The sequence below is a fragment of the Nitritalea halalkaliphila LW7 genome (assembly GCF_000265075.1).
GTDB classification, from domain to species: Bacteria; Bacteroidota; Bacteroidia; order Cytophagales; family Cyclobacteriaceae; genus Nitritalea; species Nitritalea halalkaliphila.
Window position 1 is genome coordinate 63,246 of the sequence record NZ_AJYA01000020.1, and the last position, 6,885, is coordinate 70,130.

Sequence of the window (6,885 nt, forward strand, 5' to 3'; positions counted from 1 at the left end):
GCATGCAAACACCTCAAATCGGCATTTTACTCTTAGCAGCAGGCGCTGGTAGCCGCATGAAGGGCAGTGTAAAACAACTTCTGCCTTACCGGACCCTCACGCTGATCCAGCACAGCATTAACGTGTACCAAAGCCTCGCTGTAGACGCGCGACTCGTGGTGCTCGGAGCTCATCAAGAGGAAATTTCCAAGCAGACGCACTGGCACGATTTTCAGGTGGCGGTGAATGCCGACTGGTCCCAGGGTATGGGGCACTCCCTCTCCTATGGCCTTGAACTATTACTTCAGGGGAACCACCTGGACTACGTGCTTATCGCATTAGCCGATCAACCCTTAATCGAGCGTCCACACCTCGAAGCACTGATAGCGCTGGCTAAAAATAATCCGGATAAAATTATTCAAAGCGCCTTTTCTGATGAAACAGGGCCTCCCTGTCTCTTTCCCGCCCATTATTTTCCGGAACTGTTACAGTTAAATGGGGCCCATGGGGCCAAAGGTATAGCCGCCAAGTATCCAGAAGCTTGCCTCACTCTAGCCTTACCTGAAGCGGGCACAGATATCGATACGCCTGCAGATTACGAGGCCCTCTTACGCCTCCAGTCCGGCAGCTAAGGGGTGCAGGTGCTCTTCTAAAAGCTTTAGGCAGTGAGCGATATCGGCTGCTTGGGTCTCTAAGCCCAGGGAAAACCGAATGCCTCTTTTCGCTTCTTCCTGGCTACGGCCTATGGCCAAAAGCACATGCGATGGACGCAGCCGCTGCCCACTACTGCATGCCGCTCCGCTGCTGACCGCCAGTGAGTGTCCTGTCCGACGAAAGAAATCGGATACCGCATGCCGAGGAAAGCTGGCATGACATACGTGCGGAAGTCCATCTGGCTGACTGTGGATATGCGCCTCCGGAAAAAGCTGTCGAATTCCAGCTTCTAATTCCAAGCGCAAGGGCATCACCTGAGAAGCATAGCGCACGGGATAGGCTTTGGCCTTCCAGGCCGCCATGCCATCCCCACGATAAGGGGTACCGCTGCTGTACCTGCGCCGTAGACAGCTGTCTCACTTCCGCCATGTAGCAAGCGGAAGGACTTGTAGAGGGCGCGCAATTCCTCGGACAAATAGAGGGCGCCTACCCCCTTCGGACCGTAAAACTTGTGTGCTGAAAAAACACAAGCGGACAGTTGACTATAGTTCAATTCTATTTTCCCGAAGCTTTGGGCAGCGTCTGTAAGCAGCGCCACTCCCCGCTCGCGCGCAAGTTCCGCCAGGCCTTCTAAAGGATAAGTCCAACCGGTTTCATTGTTAGCAGCCATACAGATTATGGCACGTGTATGTGGGCGCAGGCTGTTTTGAACGTGATTCAGTAGAAGATTACCTTCCTTATCTACAGGCAGATATGTGATTTCAGCACCATTCAACTTGAGCTGCTCCACACAGGCCAGTACGGCTTTATGCTCCGCAGGATTGACCAGATAATGCCGCTTTTTCCCGGCATGTGCCGCATCGAATCCGAGCAGCATGACATTTAAGGCTTCGGTCGCACTGCCATGAAAAGAAAAACCTTCCGCCTCCAGTCCACTTGCTACCGCTAGGCGCATGCGTGCCTCTTCCACTGCCTCCGCTGCCAGCCATCCTGCCCCGTGCAGTGCTGAGGCGGGATTCGCAAAGTGCGTATGAAAATACGGTAGCATCCCGTCGAGGACCTCCTTATCTACTGGTGTCGTTGCGTTGTAATCTAAATACAGCATCTTGGAAATGGAATCTACTATTTATCGGCTTCCAGAAAGGCAGGAAATTATCGGCTTACTGAAAAGCAGGAAAGCTTGTGAAAATACGTCAAAAGCCCTATCTTAAGGCCTGTTTTCACCGGATATTCGATAAACGGCTGATCCAAGCCTTTAATGGTCGAACATCCGCCAGCTGAAAAAGTTGACTACTTAAGGTAAAATCTGAATTTAGATACGTCTTTATATGCTTACAAAATCCCTTGTGGTCAGTGCGGTAGTCGTGCTGCAACTGTATTCCCTGCAGCTTTCGCAGCAGGAGGACTTGGCGGCCAGCAAGGCCCGCGGAGAAGTCATTTACGGCCGTTCATGCAGTTCCTGTCACATGAGTGATGGAAAAGGAATGGCAGGAACATTTCCCCCTTTGGCGCAAGCCGATTATCTCCTCGAAGACCCTGAGACGTGCCGTGCACATCATACTACATGGACAGGCAGAGGAGATCGTCGTAAATGGGGAAACCTATGACATGCCCATGCCAGCGCAGGCGCATCTCGATGATCAAGAGGTGGCTGATGTGATGAATTATATCCTAAACAGCTGGGGAAATGATGGCGGAACGATGAGTGCGAAAAAAGTAAAAGAAATACGTAACAGACCATAAACCCAATTCCATATGGCAAAATTCACCTTAAACGTTAACGGCAAGCAGCATGAGGTCGATGTAGACCCGCAGATGCCGCTCCTATGGGTGCTGCGTGATGAGCTGCAGCTGGTGGGCACCAAGTACGGCTGCGGTGTGGCCCAGTGTGGCGCCTGCACCATCCACTTGGACGATACCGCCATCCGCTCCTGCTCCTTACCTGTATCCGCAGTCGGGCAGCGTAAGGTTACCACCATCGAAGGCATCAGCGAAAAGGGCGATCATCCCGTGCAGCTGGCCTGGCGCGAGGTGGACGTGGCACAGTGTGGGTACTGCCAAGCCGGCAGGTGATGCAGGCCGTGGCCCTACTCAAGCGTACCCCGAACCCCACGGATACAGACATTGAAAATGGTATGTTTAACATTTGCCGCTGCGGCACATACACGCGTATCCGCAAGGCCGTAGCTCTAGCAGCAGAGAAAGGAGGAAATGCATGGAAGGAGTAGGAAAAATAGCACGCCGGGACTTCTTAAAGGTCACAAGCTTGCTCGGCGGAGGTTTACTTATCGGCTTTCCTTTTGTGGGTAAAAGTGAGGCAGTAGCAGCTACGGAATTTATCCCCAACGCCTATATTAAACTGGCGGCCGATGGCCAAATCACCCTTTTGGCCCCCAACCCAGAAATTGGACAAGGCGTGAAAACGGCTTTGCCCATGCTGCTGGCGGAAGAAATGGACCTGGACTGGAACAGCATCCAAGTCGAACAGGCGCATTACGATGCGAAGAAATATGGGGTACAGATCGCAGGGGGTAGTGGCTCGGTGCGCAATCGCTGGGAGGAAACCCGGAAGGCAGGTGCTACCGCTCGGCTCATGCTCGTGCAGGCTGCCGCCCAAAAGTGGGGTGTTTCCCCAGAGGCATGCACCACCCAGGCAGGCAAGGTCATTCACCCGAAAGGAAGTCCTTCCTTAGCCTATGCTGATCTGGTAGCCGATGCAGCGAAACTCCCTGTCCCCGAGCAGGTTAAACTGAAAGATAAAAAAGATTTCCGCCTCATCGGGAAGCGTATCGAAAATGTGGACAACCCAGCGATTCTTACAGGCAAGCCACTTTTTGGTCTCGACTACAGAACCGAGGGCATGTACATGGCCGTGGTCGCCCGCCCCCCTGCTTTTGGGCTTAAGTTAGGATCCTTCGATGCCAGTGCAGCGGAAGCGATTCCGGGCGTACATAAGGTGGTGCAGGCAGGTGATGTGGTGGCCGTACTGGCCAAAAACACCTGGACAGCGAAAAAAGGCCGCGATGCCTTGAAAATAGACTGGGTGCGCGATACGCCAGCCGAAAGCAGTGCCGAGCAAGAAAAGACCTTGGCCGCCTTAACGGAGACTTTGGCCGAGAGGCCTACCCGAAAAGATGGAAATCCCGAGGAGCAGCTCACGGGCGGGACGGTTTTAGAGGCCCTTTACGAAGCGCCCCTTCTCCCCCATGCCACGCTGGAGCCGATGAACTTTTTCGCCGATGTGAAAGGGGACCGGGCGTATCTCTATGGGCCTGTGCAGACGCCGGCTCGAACCCAAGCGGAGGTCGCACGCGTGCTAGGCATTCCAGCAGAAAACATCGAAATCGGCTTGAGCCGCATGGGGGGTGGTTTCGGTCGTCGCCTGATGGCAGATTTTACAGTGGAGGCGGCGCAAATTTCTGCTGCCGCACAGGAGCCCGTACTGCTCGTTTGGATGCGGGAAGATGATATGCAGGCGGGTATGTACCGTCCGAATGGGCGCTACCGCTATAAGGCGAAAATTTCCGACTCGGGCAGCATACAGGCCTGGCATCTGTCCGCTGCTGCCCTGAACAGCCGGCGTGCCTCTCTGGGCCCTAGCTTCCCGGCAGGTACGCTGGAGAATTTCCGAATCGACGACCATAACCTGAGCAGTAACGTCACCACGGCACCTTGGCGTGCACCGAACCATAACATCGTGTGCTGGGCGGAGCAAAGCTTCCTGGATGAGTGCGCACATGCTGCCGGAAAGGATCCACTTAAGTTGCAGCTTGAACTCTTAGACCGCGCGATCGCGAATCCTGTGGGCGAACTCAACTATGACCCGAAACGCTATAAGGGCGTGATCGAGGCAGTGGCGCAGATGAGTAAGTGGGACAACAACCGCTCCGGAGGTCCTCGTTTTCAGGGTTTTGCAGCGCACTACTCCTTTATGAGCTACGTGGCTGAGGTGGTAGAAATCGAAATGGTAAATAACAAGCCCAAAATCGTCAAGGTATATGCAGCAGTAGACTGCGGTCAGGTGGTCAACCTCTCTGGTGCGGAAAACCAGATCGAGGGAGGTATCGTCGATGGCATCGGACATGCACTTTTCGGTGAGCTGACGCTCAAAGAGGGCAAGGTGGCCGAACAGAATTTCAATGCCTATCGATTGGCCATGCTGCGTGACGCTCCTGTGCAGATCGAGACCAAGTTTCTGGATACGCCGTATCCGCCGACAGGTTTAGGAGAGCCAGGCTTACCGCCAGCGATACCTGCTTTTACAAATGCGATTTTCGCTGCGACAGGCAAGCGGGTACGCAGTCTTCCACTTTCCAAAATGGATTTTAACGTCTAAAGTGCGCAGCTCATGCGCTTGATGGCGCACGCATCAACAAAGCCTGGCTCCGGTCAGGCTTTTTTTATACCTATTTTATACCTATTTCATGCTTAGGGTGGATAATCCCGCACCTCGGATTCCCTTTTTGCGGTACGCATCCCCCCAAATACAGGAAAAGCCGTATCTTTAAGCCCTTAAACCTATGCTAACCATGAAAAAAACCGACACTATTAATGCCGCCATCGTCGGCACTGGATTTATTGGCCCCGCTCATTTGGAGGCCTTACGCCGTATTCCCTACGTGCAGGTACTGGGACTTTGCGAAGCGAGCCCCGAACTAGCTGCAGAAAAAGCGGCCCAGCTGGGTATTCCCCGAGCTTACTCTTTCGAGGAAATGCTGCAGGACCCGGACATCCATGTGGTGCACATTTGTACGCCCAACTTTCTCCACTACCCACAGTCCAAGGCCGCCCTTCTGGCCGGTAAGCATGTGATTTGTGAAAAGCCTCTGGCGAATCGTGCGGAAGAGGCCGAAGAGCTCTTGGCTCTCGCCAAAGAAAAAGGGCTCATCCATGCGGTACATTTCAACTTGCGCTACTATCCCATGGTGCGCCAGATGAAGGCCCTGCGTGAAAAAGGAGAGCTGGGAGAGATTTTTGCTGTGCTCGGCTCCTACCTCCAAGACTGGCTTTTCCTGCAGACGGATTACAACTGGCGCTTGGAGCCAGACAAATCGGGGGACTCGCGGGCCATCGCAGATATCGGTAGCCACCTCCTCGACATCACCGAATATGTGACAGGACTTTCACTGAGCGAGGTCATGGCGGACTTTTCTACCGTGCATAAGACCCGCTATAAGCCACTGAAGGCGATCGAAACATACAGTGGGAAAACCCTGCAGCCAGAAGATTACGAAGAGGTGCCCATCCATACCGAGGACCATGCCACGGTACTGCTGCGCTTCACGAATGGTACGAAGGGCTCGGTGACGGTCAGCCAAGTGCATGCCGGCAGAAAAAACCGCCTCAATATCGAAATTGCAGGGTCTAAGGCCAACTTAGAATGGAACTCTGAGCGTCCAAATGAGCTTTGGATCGGCAAGCGCGAGACAGCGAATGGTCACCTGCTAAAGGATCCAGCGCTGGCAGAACCTGCCGCGGGTCAACTTATTTCATTCCCTGGTGGACATAATGAGGGCTTCCCAGATACCTCGAAACAACTCTTTAAGGAGGTCTATGCGGCGATCCGTGAAGGAAAACCGCAGGAGGGACAGTACCCGGACTTTGCAGCCGGCCTCAGAGAATTAATTATCTGTGAAAAAATCGTGGAAAGCGCTAAAAAAGACGCTTGGGTCCGCATCTAATGCATGCATAGCCACTTACCTACTCTACCGATTTCGGGTGCGCTGGGGCAAATCCAACAGGCCCTAGCCACCCATCCCAATTTAATTTTACATGCTCCTCCCGGGGCAGGAAAAAGTACACTCGTGCCTTTGGCACTGTTAGATGCCCCATGGCTGGAGGGCAAAAAAATCGTGATGCTCGAGCCGCGAAGACTGGCGACGAAGGCTATAGCGGAACGACTCGCTGCTCTCCTCGATGAGCCCCTAGGACAAACAGTGGGCTATGCGATTCGATTTGAACGCAGGTCAAGTGAACAGACGCGCTTGCTGGTAGTGACCGAAGGGGTTTTAGGGAGAATGCTGCAGGCGGACAATGCACTGGAAGACATCGGCTTGGTGATTTTCGATGAATTCCATGAGCGCAATCTGCAAGCCGATCTGGCCATGGCGCTTTGCCGTGAGGCGCAGCAGCTCCTACGGCCTGATTTAAGGCTCCTGCTCATGTCAGCCTCCATGGACTTTCAGGCACTTTCCTCCCTGCTGGATGCCCCGTGCTCGATGTTCCGGGTCGTATGTATCCAGTGGACATCCG

Annotated in this window: 8 protein-coding genes and 1 pseudogene; 7 read left to right on the plus strand and 2 right to left on the minus strand. The window is 53.8% G+C overall.

Going from position 1 to position 6,885, the window contains the following annotated elements:
- Nucleotides 1-2 precede the first annotated feature (2 nt).
- Entirely contained in the window at nucleotides 3-611 is a 609-nt protein-coding gene (locus tag A3SI_RS08030; protein ID WP_009054982.1) for a nucleotidyltransferase family protein, read from the plus strand.
- Here A3SI_RS08030 and A3SI_RS08035 read toward each other — a convergent pair.
- Together A3SI_RS08035 and A3SI_RS08040 are read right to left on the minus strand one after the other, a co-directional pair.
- Complete coding sequence (locus tag A3SI_RS08035) at nucleotides 588-995, minus strand: hypothetical protein (RefSeq protein ID WP_040670445.1); 408 nt, start codon at nucleotides 993-995, stop codon at nucleotides 588-590. The genes A3SI_RS08030 and A3SI_RS08035 overlap by 24 nt on opposite strands.
- The gene (locus tag A3SI_RS08040; protein WP_009054985.1) at nucleotides 944-1,738 is read right to left on the minus strand and encodes a cysteine desulfurase family protein; all 795 of its coding nucleotides are present in this window, start codon (nucleotides 1,736-1,738) and stop codon (nucleotides 944-946) included. Before A3SI_RS08040 ends, A3SI_RS08035 begins: the two co-directional genes overlap by 52 nt.
- A 361-nt stretch (nucleotides 1,739-2,099) precedes the next feature.
- On the opposite strand from A3SI_RS08040, the gene A3SI_RS23215 reads away from it, so the two are divergent.
- The 6 genes and pseudogenes from A3SI_RS23215 to A3SI_RS08065 form a co-directional block, all read left to right on the plus strand.
- On the plus strand, nucleotides 2,100-2,240 hold the full coding sequence (locus tag A3SI_RS23215; protein ID WP_394330365.1) for a hypothetical protein: 141 nt from the start codon (nucleotides 2,100-2,102) through the stop codon (nucleotides 2,238-2,240).
- On the plus strand, nucleotides 2,182-2,376 hold the full coding sequence (locus A3SI_RS20540) for a c-type cytochrome (RefSeq protein ID WP_394330364.1): 195 nt from the start codon (nucleotides 2,182-2,184) through the stop codon (nucleotides 2,374-2,376). The genes A3SI_RS23215 and A3SI_RS20540 overlap by 59 nt, the downstream gene beginning before the upstream one ends.
- Nucleotides 2,377-2,388: 12 nt before the next feature.
- Nucleotides 2,389-2,861: pseudogene (locus A3SI_RS08050) on the plus strand ((2Fe-2S)-binding protein).
- On the plus strand, nucleotides 2,849-4,969 hold the full coding sequence (locus A3SI_RS08055; RefSeq protein ID WP_009054993.1) for a xanthine dehydrogenase family protein molybdopterin-binding subunit: 2,121 nt from the start codon (nucleotides 2,849-2,851) through the stop codon (nucleotides 4,967-4,969). Before A3SI_RS08050 ends, A3SI_RS08055 begins: the two are co-directional and overlap by 13 nt.
- 193 nt (nucleotides 4,970-5,162) lie before the next feature.
- Nucleotides 5,163-6,314, plus strand: coding sequence for a Gfo/Idh/MocA family protein (locus A3SI_RS08060; protein ID WP_040670447.1), 1,152 nt, complete (start codon nucleotides 5,163-5,165; stop codon nucleotides 6,312-6,314).
- A 3-nt stretch (nucleotides 6,315-6,317) separates the two neighbouring features.
- Nucleotides 6,318-6,885 (plus strand): DEAD/DEAH box helicase (locus A3SI_RS08065; RefSeq protein ID WP_009054996.1); only part of this gene is annotated, 568 nt, incomplete at its 3' end.

Bases quoted from the DNA above. Each gene is read 5' to 3' on its own strand.
- A3SI_RS08030 (WP_009054982.1), top strand. From the start codon at position 3: ATGCAAACACCTCAAATCGGCATTTTACTCTTAGCAGCAGGCGCTGGT.
- A3SI_RS08035 (WP_040670445.1), bottom strand. From the start codon at position 995: ATGGCGGCCTGGAAGGCCAAAGCCTATCCCGTGCGCTATGCTTCTCAG.
- A3SI_RS08040 (WP_009054985.1), bottom strand. From the start codon at position 1,738: ATGCTGTATTTAGATTACAACGCAACGACACCAGTAGATAAGGAGGTC.
- A3SI_RS23215 (WP_394330365.1), top strand. From the start codon at position 2,100: ATGAGTGATGGAAAAGGAATGGCAGGAACATTTCCCCCTTTGGCGCAA.
- A3SI_RS08055 (WP_009054993.1), top strand. From the start codon at position 2,849: ATGGAAGGAGTAGGAAAAATAGCACGCCGGGACTTCTTAAAGGTCACA.
- A3SI_RS08060 (WP_040670447.1), top strand. From the start codon at position 5,163: ATGAAAAAAACCGACACTATTAATGCCGCCATCGTCGGCACTGGATTT.